The 22,478-nt window shown below is 74.2% G+C and carries 18 protein-coding genes; 7 read left to right on the forward strand and 11 right to left on the reverse strand.

Going from position 1 to position 22,478, the window contains the following annotated elements; genetic code table 11:
* Positions 1 to 64 precede the first annotated feature (64 nt).
* Entirely contained in the window at positions 65 to 1,093 is a 1,029-nt protein-coding gene (locus ACSU6L_RS33220) for a lactonase family protein (protein ID WP_437062850.1), read from the forward strand.
* 104 nt (positions 1,094 to 1,197) lie between these two features.
* On the opposite strand, the gene ACSU6L_RS33225 is transcribed toward ACSU6L_RS33220, so the two are convergent.
* The 6 genes from ACSU6L_RS33225 to ACSU6L_RS33250 form a co-directional block, all read right to left on the reverse strand.
* On the reverse strand, positions 1,198 to 2,121 hold the full coding sequence (locus tag ACSU6L_RS33225) for a sirohydrochlorin chelatase (RefSeq protein ID WP_437062852.1): 924 nt from the start codon (positions 2,119 to 2,121) through the stop codon (positions 1,198 to 1,200).
* 185 nt (positions 2,122 to 2,306) lie between these two features.
* Complete coding sequence (locus tag ACSU6L_RS33230; protein WP_437062854.1) at positions 2,307 to 3,317, reverse strand: N-acetylglucosamine kinase; 1,011 nt, start codon at positions 3,315 to 3,317, stop codon at positions 2,307 to 2,309.
* Positions 3,314 to 3,991: a uracil-DNA glycosylase gene (locus ACSU6L_RS33235; protein ID WP_073945308.1), complete on the reverse strand. Its 678-nt coding sequence runs from the start codon at positions 3,989 to 3,991 to the stop codon at positions 3,314 to 3,316. Before ACSU6L_RS33235 ends, ACSU6L_RS33230 begins: the two co-directional genes overlap by 4 nt.
* 81 nt (positions 3,992 to 4,072) lie before the next feature.
* Positions 4,073 to 5,215 (reverse strand): WD40/YVTN/BNR-like repeat-containing protein, encoded by a 1,143-nt coding sequence (locus ACSU6L_RS33240; RefSeq protein ID WP_437062856.1) that lies wholly within the window; start codon positions 5,213 to 5,215, stop codon positions 4,073 to 4,075.
* A 175-nt stretch (positions 5,216 to 5,390) separates the two neighbouring features.
* Complete coding sequence (locus ACSU6L_RS33245) at positions 5,391 to 5,714, reverse strand: hypothetical protein (RefSeq protein ID WP_437062858.1); 324 nt, start codon at positions 5,712 to 5,714, stop codon at positions 5,391 to 5,393.
* A gap of 181 nt (positions 5,715 to 5,895) precedes the next feature.
* Positions 5,896 to 7,587, reverse strand: coding sequence for an acyl-CoA dehydrogenase family protein (locus ACSU6L_RS33250; protein WP_437062860.1), 1,692 nt, complete (start codon positions 7,585 to 7,587; stop codon positions 5,896 to 5,898).
* A 74-nt stretch (positions 7,588 to 7,661) separates the two neighbouring features.
* On the opposite strand from ACSU6L_RS33250, the gene ACSU6L_RS33255 reads away from it, so the two are divergent.
* Positions 7,662 to 8,402: a PaaX family transcriptional regulator C-terminal domain-containing protein gene (locus tag ACSU6L_RS33255; RefSeq protein ID WP_437062862.1), complete on the forward strand. Its 741-nt coding sequence runs from the start codon at positions 7,662 to 7,664 to the stop codon at positions 8,400 to 8,402.
* An 84-nt stretch (positions 8,403 to 8,486) separates the two neighbouring features.
* Here the strand turns inward: ACSU6L_RS33255 and ACSU6L_RS33260 are convergent, their stop codons facing one another.
* Complete coding sequence (locus ACSU6L_RS33260; RefSeq protein WP_437062864.1) at positions 8,487 to 9,323, reverse strand: pectate lyase; 837 nt, start codon at positions 9,321 to 9,323, stop codon at positions 8,487 to 8,489.
* Positions 9,324 to 9,651: 328 nt separating this feature from the next.
* Here ACSU6L_RS33260 and ACSU6L_RS33265 point away from each other — a divergent pair, with 328 nt between their 5' ends.
* The 3 genes from ACSU6L_RS33265 to ACSU6L_RS33275 all read left to right on the forward strand — a co-directional run bounded on the left by ACSU6L_RS33265 (position 9,652) and on the right by ACSU6L_RS33275 (position 16,078).
* Positions 9,652 to 10,980, forward strand: coding sequence for an extracellular catalytic domain type 1 short-chain-length polyhydroxyalkanoate depolymerase (locus ACSU6L_RS33265; protein WP_437062866.1), 1,329 nt, complete (start codon positions 9,652 to 9,654; stop codon positions 10,978 to 10,980).
* 182 nt (positions 10,981 to 11,162) lie between these two features.
* Entirely contained in the window at positions 11,163 to 11,675 is a 513-nt protein-coding gene (locus ACSU6L_RS33270; protein WP_437062868.1) for a hypothetical protein, read from the forward strand.
* Between the two features lie 86 nt (positions 11,676 to 11,761).
* On the forward strand, positions 11,762 to 16,078 hold the full coding sequence (locus ACSU6L_RS33275) for an HAD-IC family P-type ATPase (protein WP_437062870.1): 4,317 nt from the start codon (positions 11,762 to 11,764) through the stop codon (positions 16,076 to 16,078).
* A 646-nt stretch (positions 16,079 to 16,724) separates the two neighbouring features.
* On the opposite strand, the gene ACSU6L_RS33280 is transcribed toward ACSU6L_RS33275, so the two are convergent.
* Positions 16,725 to 17,804, reverse strand: coding sequence for an NADH:flavin oxidoreductase/NADH oxidase (locus ACSU6L_RS33280; protein WP_437062872.1), 1,080 nt, complete (start codon positions 17,802 to 17,804; stop codon positions 16,725 to 16,727).
* A 123-nt stretch (positions 17,805 to 17,927) separates the two neighbouring features.
* Between ACSU6L_RS33280 and ACSU6L_RS33285 the strand changes: the two genes are divergently transcribed.
* On the forward strand, positions 17,928 to 18,284 hold the full coding sequence (locus ACSU6L_RS33285; protein ID WP_437062874.1) for an ArsR/SmtB family transcription factor: 357 nt from the start codon (positions 17,928 to 17,930) through the stop codon (positions 18,282 to 18,284).
* On the opposite strand, the gene ACSU6L_RS33290 is transcribed toward ACSU6L_RS33285, so the two are convergent.
* Positions 18,204 to 19,592 (reverse strand): nucleobase:cation symporter-2 family protein, encoded by a 1,389-nt coding sequence (locus ACSU6L_RS33290; protein ID WP_437062876.1) that lies wholly within the window; start codon positions 19,590 to 19,592, stop codon positions 18,204 to 18,206. The genes ACSU6L_RS33285 and ACSU6L_RS33290 overlap by 81 nt on opposite strands.
* A 37-nt stretch (positions 19,593 to 19,629) precedes the next feature.
* A complete protein-coding gene (locus ACSU6L_RS33295) occupies positions 19,630 to 20,982 on the reverse strand; it encodes an FAD-dependent oxidoreductase (protein WP_437062878.1) in 1,353 nt (450 codons plus the stop codon).
* Between the two features lie 237 nt (positions 20,983 to 21,219).
* On the opposite strand from ACSU6L_RS33295, the gene ACSU6L_RS33300 reads away from it, so the two are divergent.
* Positions 21,220 to 21,717 carry a DUF6214 family protein gene (locus tag ACSU6L_RS33300; protein WP_437062880.1) on the forward strand — a complete coding sequence of 166 codons (498 nt, stop codon included), beginning with the start codon at positions 21,220 to 21,222 and terminating at the stop codon, positions 21,715 to 21,717.
* A gap of 7 nt (positions 21,718 to 21,724) precedes the next feature.
* Here the strand turns inward: ACSU6L_RS33300 and ACSU6L_RS33305 are convergent, their stop codons facing one another.
* Positions 21,725 to 22,369, reverse strand: a complete 645-nt coding sequence (locus ACSU6L_RS33305) for a DUF305 domain-containing protein (RefSeq protein ID WP_437062882.1) — start codon at positions 22,367 to 22,369, stop codon at positions 21,725 to 21,727.
* Between the last annotated feature and the right edge of the window lie 109 nt (positions 22,370 to 22,478).

The following is a 22,478-nucleotide window of genomic DNA, read 5'->3' on the forward strand; positions in this document are numbered from 1 at the left end:
CTAGACCTTCCGTGATCCGCTGCTAACGTCACCCCCGGGAGCCCAGGACCGAGAGGGGACAGCGGTGGCAGACGGCGGACAGCGGCGGCGGGCGTTCATCGGGTCGTTCACGGCGGCCGGCGGCCCCGGCGTGGTGGTGGCGGACGTCGATCCGGGCACTGGCGCGCTGACCCTCGGCGCGAGCGTCGGCGGTGTGCCCGACCCCTCCTACCTGGCCCTGGCGCCCGGCGGGCGCATGCTCTACGCGGTCAGTGAGACGGCCCAGGGCGCGGTGGCCGCGTACCGGGTGGACGGCGGGGTGCCAGAGCTCGCCGGGCCGCTCGTCCCCGTCGGCGGCGGGCCCACCCACCTCGGCGTGCACGCCGGACACGTCCTGACCGCCGACTACGGCTCCGGCAGCGTCACCGTCGTGCCGCTGCGGCCCGACGGCACCCTCGCGGCCGCCGCCTCCGCCACCCTCCAGCACACCGGATCCGGTCCCTACACGCCCCGCCAGCAGGGCCCGCACGCCCACCAGGTGCAGTCCGACCCGAGCGGACGGTGGATCGTCAGCGTCGACCTCGGCACCGACTCCGCGCGCGTGAGTGTCCTCAAGGAGGGCGGTCTCGTCCCGCACCGGGAGACCCCGCTGCGGCCCGGCTCCGGACCGCGCCACCTGGCCTTCCATCCGGACGGCGAGTACGCGTACGTGATCAACGAACTCAGCCCGACCGTCACCGTCTGCCGCTGGGACGCCGAGGACGGTGTGCTGCGGCCGCTGACCGAGACGCCGGTGCTGCCCGGCGCACCGGCCGGCGACGCCTACCCGTCGGGCATCGTCGTCTCGCCCGACGGCCGCTTCGTGTGGACCGCCACCCGCGGCGAGGACGTGCTGTCCGTGTTCACCGTCGAGGGCGACACGCTGCGGCTGACCGCGACGGTCCCCTGCGGCGGCCACTGGCCCCGCGCCCTCACCGCCTCGGAGGGCCGGCTGTACGTCGCGAACGAGCGCTCCGGCGACGTCACGTGGTTCGACGTCGACCCGGCCACGGGCCGGCCCCGGCGCGGCGGCGCGGTCGACGTGCCGGCGGCCTCCTGCGTGGTCGTCGGATGAGCGAAGGGCCCGCTCCTGGCGGGGAGCGGGCCCTTCGGCCGTACGGCCGTCCTACGGCTCGTACGGCCTCTTACGCGTCTAACGGCCTGGGGCAGGGCCTGGTGTCAGCGGACCGGCGTGCCCTGCGGCTGCTGCGGGGCGATGCCCAGCGCCGTCGTGTACTTGGCCAGCGCCAGCTTGCCGATCGCCGGGTACGGGCCCAGCGCCTCGGCGGCGGGGCAGCCGGCCTCGGCGGCGGCCGCCTCGACCAGCGCGGCGTCGATCTCCGGGCCGATCAGGTACGGCGCCAGCGCCAGCTGCTGCGAGCCGGAGGAGCGGAGCTGCTCGGCCACGGAGGCGATCGAGCCCTCCTGGTCGAGGGCCGCCGCCATCACCGGAACGGCCAGCCGCGCGGCGAGCAGCATGCCGGTGATCCCGGCCGCCTGAACGGCCTCCTCGCCGCCGACGGACGCCAGGATGATGCCGTCCGCGGCGGTCGCCACGGTGAACAGCCGGGCACGGTCGGCGCGGGCCAGACCGGCCTCCGACAGGCGCACGTGCAGCGCCTCGGCGAGCAGCGGGTGCGGGCCGAGCACATCGGTCAGCTCGGCGGCGACGCGGCTGTCCATCACGGCCTGGCGGACCTGGCGCAGCAGCGCGGCGTCCGGACCGGCCAGCAGGGGCACCACGACGGCGACGGGGCCCTCGGGCTCCTTGATCTCGAGACCCGCGGCGAGCGCCTGCTCGTAGCGGGCGGTGCGCTCGTCGGCGGCGTGCGCCAGCACGGCCTGGAGCGTGGGGAACTCGGTGTCGTCCCCGTCGACGTACCCGATCCGCGCGTCGAGGCCGGGCAGCTCGGAGCGGGCGATGCTCACGATCTCCTCGGCGAGGCTGCGCGTGGTGGCGCTGGGCGTGCCCGGTACCGCGAGGACGAGCGCGGGCGCGCCCTCGGGAGCCGCCAGGGGCTCGGGTCGGCGGTGCCGCCCGGGCTGGCGGGGGCGCGGCATTCGTACTGGCAGGCCGGACGCGGGCCCAGTGGGGGAGCTCATGGCGCCGCATGTTACTGGCTTACTGGGTTCCCCTGTTCGGGGAGGGTGCAGGTGAGCGGTTTCCGTCCGGTTTTGTCTGATGAGTTACGCGGAGATCCGAACTGATCAGCGGGTTTACCTACAGTCACTCGTGTCGGCCCTCGCTCGAATGGCCGAATCTTTATGGCCGAATCGCCGTCGCCGGATCAGTCCGGCGAGGTCGCCGTGCAGAGCAGCCGCTCGTCCCTCGGGAGCGCGAGCGTGCCCGTCGCCAGCGCGGTGGCGATCCGCGCCGCGCCGTGCAGCGGATCGCCCTCGGCCCACACGCAGCGCGCGTGCGGCAGCCGCTTCAGCAGCTCCGCCCGCACCGGCGCGAGCAGCGGCTCGCCCATCTTGAACAGGCCTCCGGTGAGGCCGACTTCCGGCTCCCCCTTCGACGGGCACACCGCGGCCGCCGAGTCGGCCATGTGCCGGGCCGCGGCACGGAGGATGTCCGCGGCGACGGGATCCGTGTCCGCGCACGCCGCCACCTGGGGCGCGAAGGAGGCCAGGACGGCCGGACGGTCCGTACGGGGATACAGCGCGCCGGGGAGTTCCGGCAGCGGGCCGAACTGTGCCCGCGCGCAGGCCATCAGCGGGGCGGAGCCGCCCTCCCGGCCGTCGTGGGCGCGCAGCGCGGCCTCCAGTCCCGCCCGGCCGATCCAGGCGCCGCCGCCGCAGTCGCCGAGCAGATGGCCCCAGCCGTCCGCGCGCCGCCATTCGGTCAGATCCGTGCCGAGGGCGATCAGACCCGTGCCCGCGGCGATCACGGCGCCGGGGCGCGGGCCCAGCGCGCCGACATACGCCGTGACGGCGTCCGCGGCGAGGGCGGCCGCATGGATGCCGAACTCCCGCCGCAGGGCGTCCGGCAGCTCGGCGCGCAGCGCGTCACCCAGCGTCCCGAAACCGGCGGCGCCGACGGCGGCCGTCGTCAGTTCCACGACACCCGTCTCGACGGTCAACGACCGGACGAGCGGCACCAGTTGCCCCATCAGGTGCCCGGCGTCGATGCCCCGCGACCCCGTCCGCACCGGCACCCGTGACTCGCGCTGCCCGAGCGGCCCGGCATCCACCGTGCCGACGACGACCCGCAGCCCGGAACCTCCCGAGTCGACGGCGAGGAATCCGGCGGAACCGGACGGCCCGACGCCCGCTGAGGTCCCGGCCCCGGACGTCACGACAGGCGCCAGTCCACCGGTTGGCCGCCCTGGCGCATCAGCAGGTCGTTGGCGCGGCTGAACGGGCGTGAGCCGAAGAAGCCGCGGTCGGCCGACATGGGGGAGGGGTGCGCGGACTCCACCGCCGGCAGGTCGCCGAGCAGCGGACGCAGGTTGCGGGCGTCCCGGCCCCACAGGATCGACACCAGCGGCTTGCCGCGGGCGGCCAGCGCGCGTATGGCCTGCTCGGTGACCTCCTCCCAGCCCTTGCCCCGGTGTGCCGCCGGCTTGCGCGGGGCCGTGGTGAGCGCCCTGTTGAGCAGCAGCACGCCCTGCCGGGTCCACGGCGTGAGGTCGCCGTTCGACGGCTGGGGCAGTCCCAGGTCGGTGTGCAGCTCGCGGAAGATGTTGATCAGACTGCCGGGCAGCGGCCGGACGTCCGGGGCCACGGAGAACGACAGCCCCACCGCGTGCCCCGGTGTCGGGTAAGGGTCCTGTCCGACGATCAGGACCCTCACCTCGTCGAAGGGTTGCTGGAAGGCCCGCAGGACGTTCTGTCCGGCCGGGAGATAGGTGCGTCCCGCGGCGATCTCCGCGCGCAGGAAGTCGCCCATCTCGGCGATCCTTCCGGCGACGGGTTCGAGGGCCTTCGCCCAGCCCGGTTCGACGATTTCATGCAACGGTCGTGGTGCCACGGCGTCACCCTACTGCCGTACGGCACAGGGTGATCAACCGGTGGCCGAGGGCCGGACCGGACCGGCACGCTCGTCATCGGCTCACGCGACCACCGCGGCCCGCACGCACAGCACGTCCGGCAGGTGGTGGGTCAACTGCCGCCAGCTGTCGCCGTCGTCGGCCGACGCGTACACCTCGCCGTTGCGGTTGCCGAAGTAGACGCCCGCGGGGTCGGCGTCGTCCGTGCACATCGCGTCGCGCAGCACGGTGCCGTAGTGGTCCTCCTGCGGCAGGCCCGCCGCCAGCGGCTCCCACGTCCGACCGGCGTCCGCGGTGCGGTACACCCGGCAGCGCCGTCCGGCGGGCACGCGGTCGGAGTCCGCGGTGATCGGGAACACGTACGCCGTGTCCCCGCGGCGCGGATGGGCCGCCACGGCGAAACCGAACGTGGACGGCAGGCCCTCGCCGATGTCGGTCCAGTGGGCGCCCGCGTCGTCGCTGCGGTACACCCCCCAGTGGTTCTGGAGATACAGCCGGTCCAGGTCGGCGGCGTCCCGGGCGACCTTGTGCACGCACTGGCCGAACTCCGGGTTCGGGTCGGGCAGGAACACCGCGGACACACCGGAGTTGGACGGGGCCCAGCTGGCTCCGCCGTCGGTGGTGCGGAACACCCCGGCCGTCGACACGGCGACCGTCACGGACTTCGGGTCGCGCTGGTCGGTCAGCACGGTGTGCAGGCCCTCCCCGCCGCCGCCCGGCACCCACTGGGAACGGGTGGGGTGCTCCCACAGGGGCCGGACCAGGGTGAAGCTCTCCCCGCGGTCCTCCGAGCGGTACAGCGCGGCCGGTTCGGTGCCCGCGTAGACCACGTCCGCCTCGGCGGCCGACGGGTGCAGCTGCCACACCCGCTCCAGCGAGGCATCCGTGTCCTGCGGGAACTTGACGGCGGGCCGCGACGGCTCGGTCCAGGTGCGGCCGAGGTCGTCGGAGTGGAACACGGACGGTCCCCAGTGCGCGCTGTCGCCGCCGGCCAGCAGGCGCGGCGTGGGGCCACGGGTGTCGATGGCGACCGAGTACACGGCCTGCGCGTTGAAGTAGGGACTCTCGTCGAACTCCCACACGCCACCTCGCCGGCGCCCGATGAACAGGCCTTTGCGCGTGCCCACGGCGAGCAGTACGTCGGTCATGCCGATCACCTCCGCGACATCTTCGTCCCAGACATCGGCCAGTCTGCACCCCACCACTGACAGTCACCTCTCAGGGCGCCGTCGCCGCAGGTCAGGGCCGTGTCGGCGACGGACTGCGACTTGTCCGTGCGCCGGCCCGGGGAACGCCGGGTCACCCCACCGCGAGCCGCCGTCGCCACCCCGCCGTGCCGGCCGCCCGGCCGGCCCTCCGCCACGCATGCCCGCCGCCCGCCTACGCCTCCGCCACCACCCGGCACACCCGCAGCAGCGCCTCGTCCGCCGGGACGTCATGGCTGCCGCGGCCGTCCGGCCGGGCCGTGTGCCGGCGGCGCGTGGCGAGTTCCGTCTCGGCCGGGTCCCGCAGCGGCGCGGCGGCGTCGGCGAGCGCGGCGAGGCAGTCGGCGATCGGCTGGCGGGTCCGAGGGTTCTCCGCCCAGGCGGCGCGCAGGAGCGGCGCGACGGAGCCGACGTCCCCGGTGATCCGCGCGAGGGCACAAGCGGCGGCCGTCCGGTCCCACATCCGCTCGGACCCGGCCAGGCGCCGCAGCGCGGGCACCGCCGGACGTGCCTAGGGCCCCAGCAGCTCCAGCACCCGCGCGGCCGCGCGGCCCTCCCGCTCCAGCTCGCCGAGCAGCACCGGCAGGACCGCGTCGGCGTCCCGCGCCACCGCCCACCACGCCTTTGCCCGGAATCGACCGGCGACTGTGAGCCAACCTCGGCGTGCCCGCGCGGAGCGGTCAGCCGCCGCCGGGAAGCGCCCGCTGGAGGATCGCGTCGAGGTCGGCCGACCCGGGCAGCGTCCCGAACGAGTGCCCCCAGTCACCGCCCAGCCGCGTGGCGCAGAACGCGTCCGCGACGGCGGGCGGAGCGAACCGGACCAGCAGGGACGCCTGCAGGGCGAGAGCCATGTGCTCCACCAGCCTGCGGGCACCGACGGGCGACGCCTCGGCGAGGCCGTCCTTGAGCCGGGTCACCGCCGCGTCCAGTCGCGCGTCGGCGCCCCGCGCGAGGCCGAGTTCGTCGAACAGGGCCTCCGCGACGGCGGGTTCCCGGCCCAGCGCGCGCAGCACGTCGAGGGCGTTGACGTTCCCGGAGCCCTCCCAGATCGACAGCAGCGGGGCCTCGCGGTAGTGCCGGGGCATCCCGGACTCCTCCACGTAGCCGTTGCCGCCCAGGCACTCCAGCGCCTCCGCGGTGAACGCCGGACCCCGCTTGGTGACCCAGTACTTGCCGACGGCGGTGGCGATGCGTCGCAGCGCCCGTTCCCCGGCGTCCCCGCGCACGGCCCGGTCGGCGGCGCCCGCGAGCCGCAGCGTCAGGGTCGTCGCCGCCTCCGACTCCAGGGCGAGGTCGGCGAGCACGTTGCGCATCAGCGGCTGGTCGAGCAGCCGCGCCCCGAACGCGCCGCGGTGCCGCGCATGGTGCCCCGCCTCCACCAGGGTCTTGCGCATCAGCGTGGCCGAGGCCATCACACAGTCCAGGCGGGTGCAGTTGACCATCTCGATGATGGTCTTGACGCCCTGCCCCTCGGGGCCGACCAGCCAGGCGACGGTCCCGTCGAACTCCGGCTCGGAGGACGCGTTGGAGCGGTTGCCGAGCTTCTCCTTGAGCCGCTGGATGCGGAAGGCGTTGCGGGTGCCGTCGGGCAGCACGCGCGGGACGAGGAAACAGGACAGGCCCTCGGGAGCCTGCGCCAGCACCAGGAACACGTCGCACATCGGCGCCGACGTGAACCACTTGTGCCCGCGCAGGGTGTAGACGCCGGGCTCGGCGGTGGGCGTGGCGGTGGTGGTGTTGGTCCGGACGTCTGAGCCGCCCTGCTTCTCGGTCATCCCCATCCCGGCCAGGAGCCCGCGCTTCTCCGCCGGGATCCGCAGGCCGGGGTCGTACTCCCCGCTGGTCAGCAGCGGCTCGTACACCTCGGCCAGCCCGGGTGTGCGGCGCAGCGCGGGGACGGCCGCGTACGTCATGGAGGTGGGGCAGCCGTGTCCGGCCTCCGCGTGGCCCCACACCAGGCCGCCCGCCGTGCGGGCGACATGGGCGCCGGGCCGGTCGTCCGCCCAGGGCGCGCCGGCCAGCCCCTCGGTGACGGCCACCTCCATCAGGTGGTGCCAGGCGGGATGGAAGTCGACCTCGTCGACGCGGTGGCCGTACCGGTCGTGGGTGCGCAGCACCGGTTCGTGCCGGTTGGCCAGGTCGCCCCACTCCTGGGCCTGTTCGCTCCCGGCCCGCAGGCCGAGCCGCCGGAGATCCGCCTCGGCCCATCCGGCGCCCTCCCGGCGCAGGCCCTCCAGGAGGGCGGCGTCCTCCGACGCGTCGTACGGAGTGAGCGGTGGCGGCTGGTTCGTGACGGTGTGCGTGGTGGCGGTCTGCGCGGTCACGGTCTGCGTGGTCGTGTCCTGCTGCGGCTGGGCGACTGTCGAGGTCATACCCGAGTGTTGCACTCTTGCTTCGACCGCAGCAATAGTGCAACGCGCGGAGTCGCGCCCTAGAGTACGGCTTCATGCCGACGAACGAACTCGACCTGCGCCCGCTCTCCGCGCGGTCGGTCGTCCTGAGCCTGCTGCTCGGTGCGCACCCGCCGGAGCTGTCCGGAAAGGACCTGGCCCGCGTGGTGGCCCCGTTCGGCGTCGGCGGCTCCACGCTGCGCGCCGCGCTCAGCCGGATGACGGCCGCCGGCGATCTGCGCCGCACCGCGACCGGCTACCGCATCGGCGACCGGCTGCTGGCCCGCCGGCGCCGCCAGGACGACGCCGTGCGGCCGCGCACGCGCGCGTGGGACGGTGACTGGGAGATGGTCGTGGTCACGGCGACCGGTCGCGGCCCCGCCGAACGCGTGGAGCTGCGCACCCGGCTCGCCGCCCTCCGCCTGGCCGAGCGGCGCGAAGGGGTCTGGCTGCGCCCCGCCAACCTGAGCCGGCCGCTGCCGGACGACCTGGACTTGGTGGCCGAGCGCTACACGGTGCGCCCCGCGCGGCCGACCGCCGAACTGGCGGCGGACCTGTGGCCGCTGGACGGCTGGGCCGGCACCGCGCGGGCCCTGCTCGACCATGTCACCCGGGCGGAGGGACCGGCCGACCGGCTCACCGCGTTCGCGGCCGTCGTCCGGCATCTGCTGGCGGACCCCGTCCTGCCCGAGGCGCTGCTGCCCGCCGAGTGGCCGGGCGCGCGGCTGCGGGCGGCCTACGCGGACTACCGGGGCGAGCTCGCGGCGCGGGTCCCCGCGCGCGTGGAGAGCCCCTGACGGGCGGCGCACGACGCGACGGCCGTACGATGCGCCGCGCGGGCACTTCGTACGGCCGGGGGCACCGGGGCGGTGCGGGGCGGGCTACTTGTAGGTGATGTCGGACGACGAGTACTTGCAGTAGGTGCCGTCCGGACCGGAGCCGTTGCTGGTCGGCTCGTCACCGTCGTCGTTGCCGATGTACTTCTGGCACGGGACGATCTTCTTGCCGGTGTCACCGACGATGGTGATGCCCCGGAGGGTCGCGCTGTCGCCGTAGTTGGTGTTGATGCCGACGAGCCGGCTGCCCTTGTAGGTGGCCTCGATCGTGTTGAGGTTGATCGTCCGCTTGTACTGGCTGGAGCAGTTGCCGCAGGAGCGGACGAAGGTGCCGAAGTTCTTCACCGCGAAGTTCGAGATGTTCAGTGTTCCGGCGCCGTTGAACTGGAACACCTTGTCGCCGGCTTCCTTCGCGCCGCCGCCGGAGATGGTGTAGACGTTCGACGACGAGGAGCCCTTGAACGTGGCGGCGTCCTCGCCGACGTCCTCCCACCAGACGTTCTGCAGCGTGCAGCTGCCCTCGCAGTGGATGCCGTCCGCGGCGGGCGCGCCGATGATCACGTTCTTCAGGACGGTGCCGGCGGCCAGCTTCAGGATCGGCCCCTGGTCCTCGTCCTGACCGCCGCTGCCGAGGTCGCCGCTGCCGTACAGGCGCTTCATCCCGTAGTCCTTGGTGCCGGACAGGGAGATGGTGGACGAGACCGCCTGGCTGCCGTTCGGGGTGGGCCAGGTCGCGGCGTTCGCCGACGGCGCCCCGGTGGTCATGAGCATGCCAACCGAGACGCCGAGAGCGGCCAGCGCTCCGGTCAGTGCGCGTCGGCGGCTGTACGGCCGTGGCGCGGAAGCGGTGTCCCGATCGCTTGTGTGGGGGTGTGTACGCATGCGGGTGCGTCCCTTCGGATGTGCTAGGAGGTTGTCGCTGTTCCTGTCTGTGAACCTTGTACTGCTGAGTGAACGATATTGCTCGCCTGTGCGACCTTTCCCGCCCTTGGGGGCGCCAGTGGGTCACACTGTTGAACGGACCGTAGAGGGCAAGCGCTTTCTGGTCAACGCTTCGCGCAGAACACATTCGGCCACTCCCGCACCGCGGGAGGTCGGTGGTGAACGGCGACACGGTTGCTCTCGTGTGTTGTTGTGGGAGCGCTTCCACGCTGGATCGGCGCTCCCCTCTCCCGACGATCCCGAGCCGCGAACAGGAAGGGACGACCACGTGCCCGCCACCCCCGGCACCACCGTCAGAAGACCCCTGCGTCCGGTACTCGTGGCGCTCTACGGAGCGCTCGTACCGTTGCTCGCCGCGCTGCTCCTCGCCGCGCCCCCGGCCGCCGCCCGCACCGACGCCGCCGCCGACGTGCCGTACGCGACCCTCACCGAGGTCACCGACTTCGGCAGCAACCCGAGCAACCTCCAGATGTACCTGTACGTCCCCGAGAGCGTCACCCCGAACCCGGCGGTCCTGGTGGCCGTGCACTACTGCACCGGCTCCGGGCCGGCCATGTACAACGGCACCGAGTACGCCTCGCTCGCCGACCGCTACGGCTTCGTCGTCGTCTACCCGTCGGTCACCCGCGCCAGCAAGTGCTTCGACGTCTCGTCGCCGCAGGCCCTGCGGCGCGGCGGCGGCAGCGACCCGGCCGGCATCAAGTCGATGGTCGACTGGGTGCTCGGCACCTACGACGCCGACCCGAAGCGGGTCTTCGCCACCGGCATCTCCTCCGGCGCGATGATGACCAACGTCCTGCTGGGCGTCTACCCGGACGTCTTCGCCGCGGGCGCCGCCTTCGCCGGGGTCCCCTTCGGCTGCTTCGCCACCACCGACGGCTCCGAGTGGAACAGCGCCTGCGCGAACGGCACTGTGACCCGCACCCCGCAGCAGTGGGGCGACCTGGTCCGCGGCGCCCACCCGGGCTACAGCGGCCCGCGGCCCCGCATGCAGCTGTGGCACGGCACCGAGGACGACGTGCTGCGCTACCCCAACTTCGGCGAGGAGATCGACCAGTGGACGAACGTCCTGGGCGTGAGCCGCACTGCGGTGTCCACCGACACCCCCGCCACCGGCTGGACCCGCACCCGCTACGGCGGCACCGGTGACCAGGCCCCCGTCGAGGCGATCAGCCTCCAGGGCGTCGGGCACAACCTGTACGCCTACGGCACCATGGGCGCCCGCGTCCTCACCTTCTTCGGCCTCGACGGCTCCGGCCCGGCACCGCAGCCCCAGCCGGCCGGCTGCAAGGTGACCGCCACGACCAGCGCCTGGAGCACCGGACTCACCGGCTCCGTGACGATCACCAACACCGGGACGACCGCGGTCAACGGGTGGAAGCTGGGCTTCACCCTGCCCGGCGGCCAGACCATCACCAACGGCTGGGGCGCCACCTACGCACCGGCGTCCGGCGCGGTGACGGCGACGAACGCGGCCTACAACGGCACGATCGCGCCGAACGGCAGCGTCACCATCGGCTACCAGGCGAACCACGGCGGCGACAGCGCGGCACCGGGCGCCTTCAGGCTCAACGGGACCGCTTGCGCGAGCGCCTGACTCACGGGCGTGGCACAGTGGCCGGGAGGCGGTGTCCCCGGCCACTCGTGTTTCCCCCGCTCCCCATGGGTGACTAGGAGTTTCGCGGGAACTCGGGCCCGTGCACCGAACCCATCTTCAGGGAGGCGGGGAGCGTCATGACACGGCTGAAGCCGTCGTCCGTTGTGACGAAGCCGGTTCACATGACCGGCTCGGCATTGCGCCGGGTACCCGGCGCCGGAATGGTGAGCAGGGCCGCCGAGGGCACGCTGGACGCGGTCGGCAACGTGTCGCCGCGCGGGCGTCGCATGGCGGTGTACACGGGAGCCGGGCTGCTCGGCGTCGCGGGCGTCGTGGAGTGGCCCGTGGCCATCGCCGGGGCCGCCGTCGCCTGGCTGACCCAGCCGAAGCCCGAGCAGGGCGCCGCCCACGAACGGACGGCGGGCACCGAGGGCAACAAGACCAAGGCCATGACGAGCGCCGCGTCCCGTACGGCGTCGGGCGGCACCACGACGTCCGCGGCGACGCGCGCGGGCATGGGAGCGTCCGCGGGCGGTGGCACTGCGGCGTCCCCCGGTCGTATCGCCTCAACCGGCCGTACGACGGCGTCCGGGGCCCGTACCCGCGTGGCGCACGGCACCGGCACCACGACCATCAGGGCGGCGACCGCCCACCGGCGCACGGCGGCCCGGCGGGGCACCGCGACGATGGGCTGACGACGAGCCGACGACGCCCGACGACGCGTCGACGATGGGCTGACGACGAGCTGAGAAACGACCCGACGACGAGCTGAGGGTGAACGATGGGGTTGCTGACGGGGTCGGCGACGGCCGTGTCCGGGGCCCTGCTGGCCGGGCCCCGGCTACTGGCGCGCGGTGCCGCGCCGGCGGCGGGCATGGCGGCAGGGGCGGCGGCCGGCGCCGCGCGGGCCGGGGTGCGCGGAGCCGATTCCGCCGGGCGCGTCGCCCGGGTCGTGCGGACCGCGGTGGTGCCCGGACGCGGGCGCCACTGGCGGTCCGGACCACGGGCGCACCTCGCGCTGAAGTCGGCCGGACCGGCACTGGTGCACGAGGCGGAGGAGACCGCCCACGCCGCGCGGCGGGTGGCCGCCGCTCTCGCGGAGCGGCCCGACGTGGCCTACGCCTACTGGGACGGCGGGCTGTCCCGCCTGGTGGTGGCCGCGACCGAGTCCGCCGTCGCCGACACGGTGCTGGAGAAGGCCGCCGACCTCGCCGAACGGCACGGGCTGACACCCGACGACGAGCTGGTGGAGGAGTTCGCCCACCCGGGTGACCCGATCGGGGTGCGCACCGCCGTGGCGGCGCTCGTCGTCGACGCGCTCGGCATCGGTGCCGCGTTCGGCGTGTCCGCGCTGCGCCTGCCGCCCACACCCCGGTTCGTGTCGGCCGGCAACACCCTGCTCCGGGAGAACCCCCGGTTCCGCTCCTGGCTGCGGGGCCGGCTCGGCGACTCCCGCGCCGACCTCGTCCTCGCCGTCGTCAACGCGGCCGTCCACGGCTCGGGCCAGAACCCCGTCGCCCTCCTCCTCGACGGCTCGCTGCGCGTCTGCGGACTGGCGGAGACACTGACGCGGGCGGCAGCCTTCGACGCCGTACACGACCGGCTGTGCGTGCCCGACCGGCACGGCGTGGCCATGGACCGGTTCCCGCGCCCGCCGCTGCGCCGCACCCCCGCCCAGGCGTACGCCGTCCACGCCGAGTCGGGCAGCCTGGTGGGCGCCCTCGCGACCCTGCTGGTCAAGCATGACGCGGGGGAGGCCGCCGAGGCGGTGCTCGCCGGTTCACCGAAGGCCGCCCGCTACGGCCCCGCCGCCTTCCACGCCGCCCTCAGCTGCGCCCTCGCGCGCACCGGCGTGCTGGTCCGCGACCAGCAGCGGCTGCGCAGGCTGGAGACGGCCGGCACGGTCCTCCTGCACCCGAGCGCGCTGCTCACCGCGGACGGCGAGGCCGACCCGTGGGCCGAGCCGGTCCTCGACGCGGCACGGCGCGCGGGACTGCGCGTGGTGGTCGGCGACGACCCCGCGCTCGCCGACTTCATCGGCCTCGCCGACCACATCGTGCCCGCCGACCGGTCGGCCGCGGAGGCGGTGCGGCGGCTGCGCGAGGCCGACGGCTGCGTGATCACCGTCGCCCGCCCCGCCTCCTCCGACGACATCGACGTCCTGGAAGGGCTGTTCGCCGGGGACCTGGCCGTCGCGCTCGCCGACCGGGACGCGGCGGTCGCCTGGGGCGCGGACGTCCTCACCCCGGACGGCCTGCCCGACGTGTGGCGGCTGCTGGCCGCGGTGCCCGCGGCCCGCCGGGTCGGACGCCGGTCCCAGACGCTGGCCCGGTCCGGTGCCGCGCTGTCCGGGCTGCTCGTGGCGGTCGGCGAGGCCCGTCGGCAGACCAACCCGTGGCTGCCCGGACTGCGGCACGCGCCCGTCGACGTGGCCGCGGCGGTGGCCCTGCTCGGCGGGATGCGCGCGGCTGTCGGCGCGGCGCTGACGAGGGCGCCGCACCCCCAGCCGCGGGTGGCCTGGCACGCCCTGGACCACCGCTCGGTACAGGCCCGGCTGGCCGAGCGGCTGAAGTCCGAGGAGACCGCCGTGGAGCAGGCGGCGGGCCGGGTGCGGGAGGCGTTCGGCACGGTCGGCCGGATGCCCGCGATGGCGCCGGCCCGCTGGTCGTTCCAGCTCGCCCGCGCAGTGCGCGGCGAACTCGACGACCCGCTCACCCCGGTGCTGGCGGTCGGCTCCGCCGCGTCGGCGATCCTCGGCTCCGTCGCGGACGCCCTGCTGGTCGTGGGCGCGCTGGACCTGAACGCCCTTGTCGGCGGCCTGCAACGGCTGCGCGCCGAGCGGGCGTTGTCGGGGCTGGTCGCCGAGCAGAAGCAGAAGGCGCGGGTGACGGCCGACGGCCACGGCCCGGCCGGGACGCCGGAGTCGCGTCGGGACCGGCGCCGCCAGGGCCCGCGCACCGTGGACGCGGCACGGCTGGTGCCCGGCGACGTGATCGAACTCAACGCCGACGACGTGGTGCCCGCTGACGCCCGGCTGCTGTGGGAGGACGGGCTGGAGGTCGACGAGTCGGCGCTGACCGGGGAGTCGCTGCCGGTCGACAAGCAGGTGGAGCCGACCCCGAGCGCCGCCGTGCCGGACCGCAGCTGCATGGTGTTCGAGGGAACGACCGTGGTGGCCGGGCACGCCCGGGCCGTCGTCGTCGAGACCGGGGACCGCACGGAGGCGGCCCGCGCCGTCCATCTCGCCGCCCGCACCCCGCCTGCCGGGGGCGTCCAGGCCCGGCTGCAGGAACTCACCCGGCAGGCTCTGCCGCTGACGATGGCGGGCGGCGCCGCCGTGACCGGTCTGTCGCTGCTGCGCGGCACGCCGATCCGCGAGGCGGTCAGCGGCGGCGTGGCGGTGGCCGTGGCCGCGGTCCCCGAGGGGCTGCCGCTGGTGGCGACGGTGGCCCAGCTGGCGGCCGCGCGGCGGCTGAGCCGGCGGGGCGTCCTGGTGCGCACCCCGCGCACCCTGGAGGCGCTGGGCCGGATGGACACCATCTGCTTCGACAAGACCGGCACCCTCACCGAGAACCGGCTGCGCCTGGTCCGGGTCGCCGAGGTGGACGGCGCCGTCCGCAAGCTCGCCGAGGCGGGCGACTCGGAGGCGCTGCGGATCGCCGTGCGGGCCTGCCCGCGGCTCAACGGCGGCGGCGAGAAGCCGGTGCACGCCACGGACGAGGCGGTGCTGGAGGCGGCCGGCCGCGATCCGGACTGGGAGCAGACGGAGGCCCGGCCGTTCGAGGCGGGCCGCGGTTACGCGGGCGCGGTCGGCCGTACGACGGACGGGGAGCGGCTTTTCGTGGTCAAGGGCGCCCCCGAGATCGTCCTGCCCGCCTGCCGGGACCTGCCGGAGCACGCGGAGGACACCGCGCACGCGCTGGCCGCCGACGGACTGCGCGTCCTCGCGGTCGCCAAACGGCGCCTGGCCGAGACCGAGAACGACGCGGAGGTCTGCGACGAGCAGCCCCGCGACCTGGAGTTCACCGGCCTGCTGGCGCTGGCGGACGTGCCGCGCGAGACGTCCACCGCCCTGGTGCACGGGCTGCGCCAGACGGGCGTGCGGCCGGTGATGCTGACCGGCGACCATCCGCAGACGGCGAAGGCGATCGCGCTGGAGCTGGGCTGGCCGGAGGACACCGCCGTCGTCACCGGCGACGACCTCGCCGCCGTCGACCGGTCCGAGCGCGCCCGGATGCTGCGCGACGCCGACGTCGTCGCACGGGTCGCGCCCGAGCAGAAGCTCCAGGTCGTCGAGGCGCTGCGGGACGCCGGGCGGGTGGTCGGAATGGTCGGCGACGGCGCCAACGACGCGGCCGCCATCCGCGCCGCCGACATCGGCGTGGGCATCAGCGCCCGCGGCTCGGCGGCCGCCCGCAACGCCGCCGACCTGGTGCTCACCGACGCCGACCTGACCGTCCTCGTGGAGGCTGTCGGGGAGGGCCGCGCGCTGTGGCACAGCGTCGCCGACTCCGTCGCCATCCTGATCGGCGGCAACGCGGGCGAGGTCGGGTTCGGCATCATCGGCACGCTGCTCGCCGGTGCCGCGCCGCTGTCGACCCGTCAGATGCTGCTGGTCAACCTGTTCACGGACCTGTTCCCGGCGATGGCCGTCGCGGTCACGCCGAGCCAGGACGCGGCCGTCACGGAGTCCGACAGGCCGCTGGGCACGTCGTTGCTGGGCGCGCCGCTGATGCGGCAGATCCGGCACCGGGCGCTGACGACCTGCCTGGGCGCGGTCGCCGCCTGGCTGTTCGGCCGGTTCACCCCGGGCACGGCCCGCCGTACGACGACGATGGCCCTGTGCGCCCTGGTCGGCACCCAGCTCGCCCAGACCCTGCTCGACCGCCGCGACAGCCCGCTGGTGCAGCTCACCGCCCTCGGCTCGGCCGCCGCCCTGGTCGCCCTCGTCCAGACGCCCGGCGCCAGCCGACTCGTCGGCTGCACCCCGCTCGGCCCGATCGCCTGGGCGGGCGTCGTGGCCGCCATCGCACTCGCGGTCACGGGCCAGCGGGTACTGCCGGACCTGGAACGGGCAGTGCTGCGCCTGGCCCGCTGACGGGCTCATGGCCGATATGGCTGGTGGTCCAGCGTGTTGCAGCCGGGCGACGGTGTCGGGCGCGCGGTCGACGAGATCGCCGACCGCCTGCTCGCGGGGCGGGCTCGAGGCCAACGCGCCCGGCGGCCCGCTGGATGGCCGCCGGACGACGCACGTCGGTCTCGCGGTCGACGAGGTCGCCGACCCGGCCGGCTCGCGGGTGGTTCGCGCCCCACGAGGCCGCTGGTCTGCTGGATCGCAGCCGGGTGACGGTGTCATGGTCTCGATCGACCACCGCGCTGGCTCGCGGGCCGGCCTGCCGTTGACGAGGCCGCTGGTCCGCCGGGTCGCAGCGGGGTGACGGCGTCGGGCTCGCGACCGACAAGTTCGCTGGCCCGCTGGCTGGCGGGCTGGCTAGCCGTCGACGAGGCCGGTGAGCTGGCGGAAGATGGCGGCGGGCTGGCGGCCGAAGAGACCGGTGGTCCGCCGGGTCGCAGCCCGGCGACGGACGTCGGGCAAGCGGTCGACGAGGTCGCCGGCCCCGCCGGCTCGCGGGTGGGCTTGCGGCCTACGAGGCCGGTGACCTGCCGGGTGCAGCCTGGCGACGGTGTCGGGCTCCCGCTCGGCAATGCCGCTGACCCCGCCGACCCCGCGGGCGGCGCGTCCCTCAGACCGAGCGGTGGTACTGGTCCGGTACCCGGACCTCCCCGCCCAGTGTCCGGGCCGCGTGGCGTGCCCACGACGGGTTGCGGAGCAGTTCCCGGCCGAGGAGGACGGCGTCGGCCTCACCGTTGGCGAGGATCTTCTCGGCCTGCTCGGCCTCGGTGATCAGGCCCACGGCCGCGACCGGCAGCGAGGTCTCGGCCTTCACCCGGGCGGCGAAGGGCACCTGGTAGCCGGGCCCGGTGGGGATGCGGACGTGGGCGGCGTTGCCGCCGGTGGAGACGTCGAGGAGGTCGATGCCGTGCGCCTGGAGGTCGTGGGCGAGGCGGACGGTGTCGTCGGGGGTCCAGCCGCCCTCCTCCAGCCAGTCGGTCGCCGAGACGCGGAAGAACAGCGGCTTGTCGTCCGGCCACACCTCGCGCACGGCGTCGACGACCTCGAGGGCGAATCGGGCACGGTTCTCGTACGAGCCGCCGTAGGCGTCGGTGCGCCGGTTGGAGTGCGGGGACAGGAACTCGTGGATCAGGTAGCCGTGGGCGCCGTGGATCTCGGCGATCTCGAACCCGGCGGCGAGGGCGCGGCGGGCCGCCTGCGCGAACTGGCCGACGATCTCCTGGATCTCCTCGACGGTCAGCTCGGTGGGCACCGGGTGCCGGTCGTCGAAGGCGACCGGGCTCGGGCCGAGCGGCTGCCAGCCGTGCGCGTCCGGTCCGACGGGCGCGCCGCCCTTCCAGGGCCGGTCGGTGCTCGCCTTGCGGCCGGCGTGGGCGAGCTGGACCGCCGGGACCGTGCCGTGGTCGGTGAGGAAGCGGGTGATCCGCCGGAACGCCTCGACCTGGGTGTCGGTCCACAGGCCCAGGTCGTAGGGGGAGATGCGGCCCTCGGGGCTCACTGCGGTGGCCTCGACGACGATCAGGCCGGTACCGCCGGCCGCGCGGGCGGCGTAGTGCGCGAAGTGCCAGTCGTGCGGGGCTCCGGCGTCGGGCCCGCCCGGGGCGGCCGAGTACTGGCACATGGGCGGCATCCACACCCGGTTCGGGATGGTCACGTCGCGCAGGGTGAAGGGCTCGAAGAGGGCGGTCACGGGTCGGGCTCCATTCGTCACGGCCGAAGGCTTCGCTCGTACGATAGGCATCGTAGTACGGCAGATGTCAAACTACGAGGATCCTCGTACAATGGTGCTCCCGACGAAGTGGAGCCAGCCGCCGTGACCACCGCCAGTGCCAGCGCCAGCCGATCCCTGCCGCACCCGCTGCGCGACGAGATCCGGCTGGAAGGCGTGCTCCACGCCCTGTCCGACCCCATGCGGCTGCGGATCGTGCGAGAGCTCGCCGCGGACCGCGACGAGCTCTCCTGTTCGCACTTCGATCTGCCGGTCACCAAGTCCACCACCACGCACCACTTCAGGGTGCTGCGCGAGAGCGGCGTCATCCGGCAGGTCTACCGGGGCACGGCCAAGATGAACGGGCTGCGCCGGGAGGACCTAGACGCTCTCTTCCCGGGGCTTCTCGACGCGCTCCTCGCCGCCGCCGCCCGCCAGTCCGCCCGGCTCGGCGACGGCTGAACCGCCCCGCGCGGGCAGGTGGTTGAAGAGCAGGTTGAGTACGATCGCGGTCAGGCAGCCCGCGCTGATGCCGCTGTGCATGACGGTCTGGAACCAGTCGGGGAACTCGTCGTAGACCGTCGGCACGCCCACCGGCAGCACGCCGATCGCCACCGACACGGCCACCACGGTCAGGTTGTGGTTGCCCTTGAAGTCGACCTCGGCCAGCGTCCGCAGCCCGCTCGCCGCGACCGTCCCGAACATCACCAGGCCCGCGCCGCCCAGCACCGGCGCCGGAATCGCCGCCACCACCGCGCCCAGCTTGGGCAGCAGCCCGAGCAGCACCAGGATGCCGCCCGCCGCCGCGACCACCCAGCGGCTGCGTACCCGGGTCATGCCGACCAGGCCGACGTTCTGCGCGTACGCCGTGTAGGGGAAGGTGTTGAAGACGCCGCCGAGCACGGTCGACAGACCGTCGGCGCGCAGGCCGTCCGCGAGCGCGTGGGGCTTGAGCCCGCGCCCGGTCAGCTCGCCGACGGCGATGAAGTCACCGGTCGTCTCCGTCATGCAGACCAAGGCCACCACCAGCATCGACACGATCGCCGACGCCTCGAAGACGGGTGCCCCGAAGTGGAACGGCGTGCTGATGCCGACCCAGTCGGCGTCCCCGACCCCGTCGAAGTCCGTGAACCCGAACGGAACCGCCACGGCGAGCCCCGCCGCGATGCCGGTCAGCACCGCGATCCGGCTCAGGAACACCGGCGCGAACCGCTGCACGCACAGCACCACCACCAGGACGAAGGCGGCGAGCACCAGGTTCCGCGGCTCCCCGAAGTCCTCCGCCCCGGCGCCGCCCGCGGCCCAGTTGCCCGCGACCGGCAGCAGCGAGACACCGATGATCAGGATCACCGTGCCGGTGACCAGCGGCGGGAAGAACCGCAGCAGCCTGCCGAACACGGGCGCCAGCAGCATGATCGCGAGACCCGCGACGATCACCGAGCCGTAGATCGCGGGCAGTCCGCCGCCCGTCGTGCCGATCAGCACCATCGGCGAGACCGCCGCGAACGTACAGCCCTGCATGATCGGCAGCCGGACGCCGAACCGCCAGAAGCCGACGCACTGGATGAGGGTGGCGATACCGCACACCAGCAGATCGGCGGTGATCAGGTACGCCAGGTCCGCGGGCGGCAGTTTCATCGCGCCGCCGACGATCAGCGGCACGGCCACCGCGCCGGCGTACATGGCGAGGACGTGCTGCAGTCCGAAGGCGGCGAGTTGACGGGTCGGCGGTATCTCGTCGACGGGGTGCACAGGGGTGGTTTCGGCCATGCCCGAGACCGTAGGCGCGTTGAACAGTTTGTTGATTTCAGGGGTGTTGCCGGTGCGTTTCTCCGGCGGCGGCCATGAGGGACTGCCAGTCCGGGAGCTTGACCACCCCGCGCCCGAGCGACGCCCCGAGCCGCGCCTCGGCCCGTTCGATCGCCTGCCAGCCGGACCACTCGACGGGCTCGACGCCCTCGGCGCGCAGCGCGGCGAGCGGATCCTGAGGCAGTTCCCGGCGGACGAGCACCGGGGCGTCCTCCAGCAGCGAGGTCACCGTCTCCTTGGCGCACGGCCGGTTGGTGCCGATGACGCCCGTCGGGCCCCGCTTGATCCAGCCCGCCACGTACTCGCCCGGCGACACGGCCCCGCCGCGCAGCACCCGCCCCGCCAGCTGCGGCACCGTCCCCTGATCGGCGTCGAACGGCAGCCCCTCCAGCGGCACCCCGCGATAGCCGACCGACCTGAGGACCACCTGCGCCTCGACCACCTCGAACTCACCGGTGCCCGTCACCCCGCCCCGCCCGTCCGGCGCCGTCCGCTCGAACCGCACCGCGCCCACACGCCCGCCCTCAGCGAGCAGTTCGACGGGGCGCAGGAAGAACCGCAGCCGGATCCGGCGCGGCGCGCCCTGCGGCGCCCGGTCCGCCCAGCCGCGCAGCACCTCCACGTTGCGGCGCTGTGGTGCGGGCAGCGCGGACGGGTCGGCGCAGGCCGGATCCAGTGCCAGTTCGGCCGGGTCGACGGTCACCTCCGCCTCCGGCAGTCCGCCCAGCTCGCGCAGTTCCTTGGTGGTGAACCGGGCCTGGGACGGGCCGCGCCGTCCCACCATCTGGATCTCGGTCACCCGGCTCGCCGTCAGCGCCCGCAGCGCCGCGTCGGGCATGTCGGTCGCGCTCAGCTCGGGCGCGCCGCGCGCCAGGATCCGGGTGACGTCCACCGCCACGTTCCCGACCCCGATGACCACCGCCGACCGGGCGCCGCGCACGAACCCGTCGTCCACGGCGTCCGGGTGGGCGCTGTACCAGGACACGAACTGGGTCGCCGACCAGCTCCCCGGCAGTTCCTCGCCCGGGATCCCCAGATGCCGGTCGGTGGCGGCGCCCACGCAGTACACCACCGCGTGGTACAGCTCCCGCAGCCGCGCCGCCGGCACCCCGCCGGCGCCGACCTGGACCCCGCCGAGGAAGCGCACCCGGTCGTGTTCCAGGACCGTGCGCAGGTTGTTCTGCAGCGACTTGATCTTCTCGTGGTCCGGCGCCACGCCGTAGCGCACCAGCCCGTACGGGCACGGCAGCCGGTCGAGGACGTCGACGAGTGCCAGAGGCTCCAGCTGGACGAGGCTCTGGGCGGAGTAGACCCCGCTCGGCCCGGAGCCGACGACGGCGACACGCAGCACGGCGGAACTCCTTCATCCCCGGGATCGGCAGCAGGTCGCTGATCGACACAAGAGCGCTGATCGGCAGGAGATCGCTGATGGTTCCAGCATCGCACCACGGGGGCTGCGCTGACAGGGTGCAGCGCGCGGTTTCCGACGCGTGTCCATTCGTATGGAGTGTGATCATGCGGTTACGTTGCGTGTGTGCTGGAAGCATCCTTTCTTCATCTTTCCGATCGCCGTCCGGAGGACGGCGCGGTGTCCGTGTGGCCCGCGTGGGAGGTGCGGGAGGGCGACGAGGCGACCTCCTGGTTCCAGGTGCGGCTCGACTTCCCCGACGGTGCCGGGGTCGAGGCGCTGGCCGTCGTGACGGACGGGCAGGTCTCCCTGGAGGACGTCCGGGCCCGGCCCGCGCTCTCCCTCGACGACCTGGCGGTGCTCGCCGACTGGCTCGAGGTGCCGCTGTTCGCGGCGTGCGGGGTCGGCACCGGCGTCGTCGAGGGGCAGGGCGGGTACGACCGCCGGGCCGAGCCGGACGGGACCGCGGGACCGCGCCGGGCGCGGGCGCCGTGGCCGCGCGGCGTCGAGGGGCGCCGGCTGGTCGCGCAGGAGTACCGGGCCGCCCAGCAGGAGGGCGCCGATCCGGTGCTCGCCGTGATGTGCGCGACCGGCCACAGTCGCCGCAGGTCCCTCAGACTGATCGCCCAGGCGCGTGACGCGGGTTTCCTGACCCCGCGTCACGTCCGGCGGGTCTGACCGGACGTCAGAGCATCCGCCGCATCCGCGTGATCTCGCTCGTCTGCTGCGCGACCACGTCGTCGGCCATCTCCTCGATCCGCACGTTGTTGCCCTGCGTCTTGGCGTCGGCGGCCATCGTGATCGCCCCTTCGTGATGGGTGATCATCAGCTTCAGGAACAGCTCGTCGAAGGCCTTCCCGTTCGCCGCGCGCAGCTGCTTCAGCTGCGCCTCGGTCGCCATCCCCGGCATCGCGTGCCCCTCATGACCTTCGCCGCGCTCCGCCTTGCCGTGCTCCTTCAGCCACGCCTTCATCATGCCGATCTCGGGCTCCTGCGCCGCCGCTATCCGCTCGGCCAGCTTCTTCACCTGCGTGGATTCGGCGCGGTCGGGGGCGAGTTCGGTCATCTCGACGGCCTGGGTGTGGTGCTCGATCATCATCCGGGCGTAGTCGACGTCCGCCGAGTTGGGCGTGTCGTCGTCGGCGCGCTGCCGCGCCGCGTCCTCGGCGGACAGGGTCCGGTTGGCCTCACCGGGCTTGCCCGGTACGAGCACTGAGGGGCCGTTCGCCTTGTCCGGCTCGGACGCCGAGCCGGAGTCGCAGGCGCCGAGCCCGAGGGCGGCCAGCGCGGTCAACGGGACCGTGACACGCAACGCGCGGCGGAAGAGCACGACGACCTCCTGTGACGGGCGGGGCGCGGGAAACACCTTGTGAGTGCTGGAGACCGTCTTAACACGCCGGTGAGCACTGTTCATGGAAAACATTCATTACATCTCTGTT

The sequence above is a fragment of the Streptomyces sp. enrichment culture genome, assembly GCF_964272855.1.
Taxonomy (GTDB): domain Bacteria; phylum Actinomycetota; class Actinomycetes; order Streptomycetales; family Streptomycetaceae; genus Streptomyces.

Coding starts and splice junctions, on each gene's coding strand:
- ACSU6L_RS33290 (WP_437062876.1), bottom strand. CDS start 19,592: ATGGCCGAAACCACCCCTGTGCACCCCGTCGACGAGATACCGCCGACC.
- ACSU6L_RS33255 (WP_437062862.1), top strand. CDS start 7,662: ATGCCGACGAACGAACTCGACCTGCGCCCGCTCTCCGCGCGGTCGGTC.
- ACSU6L_RS33225 (WP_437062852.1), bottom strand. CDS start 2,121: ATGAGCTCCCCCACTGGGCCCGCGTCCGGCCTGCCAGTACGAATGCCG.
- ACSU6L_RS33250 (WP_437062860.1), bottom strand. CDS start 7,587: ATGACCTCGACAGTCGCCCAGCCGCAGCAGGACACGACCACGCAGACC.
- ACSU6L_RS33270 (WP_437062868.1), top strand. CDS start 11,163: ATGACCGGCTCGGCATTGCGCCGGGTACCCGGCGCCGGAATGGTGAGC.
- ACSU6L_RS33260 (WP_437062864.1), bottom strand. CDS start 9,323: ATGCGTACACACCCCCACACAAGCGATCGGGACACCGCTTCCGCGCCA.
- ACSU6L_RS33275 (WP_437062870.1), top strand. CDS start 11,762: ATGGGGTTGCTGACGGGGTCGGCGACGGCCGTGTCCGGGGCCCTGCTG.